Raw genomic sequence first — 947 nt, 5'->3', positions numbered from 1 at the left:
CAGTAAGACTGGGCGGCCCGTTGCAATTAGATCGCAATCTTCTAATTTGCCGCCATGGCGCCTCAGGACATCAGCAAGCTGATCGTCCGGACTTCGATGAAGGACCGGGCTGCGTTCGATCTGCTCTACAAGCAGACCAGCGGGAAACTTTTCGGCGTCTGCCTTCGTGTCTTGAGGGACCGGGGAGATGCGGAAGAAGCGCTGCAGGAGGTCTTCGTCAAGATCTGGACGAAGGCGGACCGTTTCGCGGTTTCCGATCTGAGCCCGATTTCCTGGCTGGTGGCCGTTGCGCGCAACCATGCGATCGATCGCATCAGGGCGCGGCGCAGTCCTTCCGCCAACATCGACGCAGCCCTCGACGTCGCCGATCCGACGCCGGGACCTGAGGCCATGGCTGTCGCGGGCGGCGAGACCGAGCGCATCCACCATTGCCTCGACGAGTTGGAGAAAGACCGGGCGGCGGCCGTCCGGGGCGCCTATCTGAGCGGCGAAAGCTATGCCGAGCTGGCGGAGCGCTTCAAGGTTCCGCTGAACACGATGCGGACCTGGCTGCGGCGAAGCCTGCTCAAACTGAGAGAATGCCTGGAAAGATGACGCTGGCGGAAGACAACGGACCGGAACGCGGAGGCGACGACCTGCTCGCCGCCGAATACGTTCTCGGCGTTCTGGCCGCCGACGAACGCCAGGTCGCCTCCCGCCGCATCGACACCGAGACGGCTTTCGCCCGCCTGGTCGATGCCTGGGAGGTGCGCTTCGCGCCGATGGCCGCTGCTTACGCCGCGGTCGAGCCTCCCGCTTCGGTCAAGGCAGCGATCGACCGCCGCCTGTTTGCGTCCTCCGCCTCCACGGCGCCCGGCGGCAGCTTGTGGGCGAGCCTTGCCTTCTGGCGCGGCCTCGCCGCCGCCGCCATTGCGGCTTTGGCCGTCTATGTCGCCCTGCCTTACGTC

The 947-nt window shown here is 65.7% G+C and carries 1 protein-coding gene and 1 pseudogene; both read left to right on the top strand.

Annotated elements, in window-relative coordinates; all coding sequences use genetic code 11:
• The first annotated feature begins 54 nt into the window (after nucleotides 1-54).
• On the top strand, nucleotides 55-594 hold the full coding sequence (locus EOD07_RS35815; protein WP_127238471.1) for a sigma-70 family RNA polymerase sigma factor: 540 nt from the start codon (nucleotides 55-57) through the stop codon (nucleotides 592-594).
• Nucleotides 591-947, top strand: a pseudogene (locus EOD07_RS35810) (anti-sigma factor); the annotation flags it as partial. The gene EOD07_RS35815 and the pseudogene EOD07_RS35810, both read left to right, overlap by 4 nt.

The sequence above is a fragment of the Mesorhizobium sp. M2C.T.Ca.TU.002.02.1.1 genome (assembly GCF_003997225.1).
The sequence above is the reverse complement of the archived record's forward strand: the minus strand, read 5'-3'. Positions and strand labels throughout refer to the sequence as shown.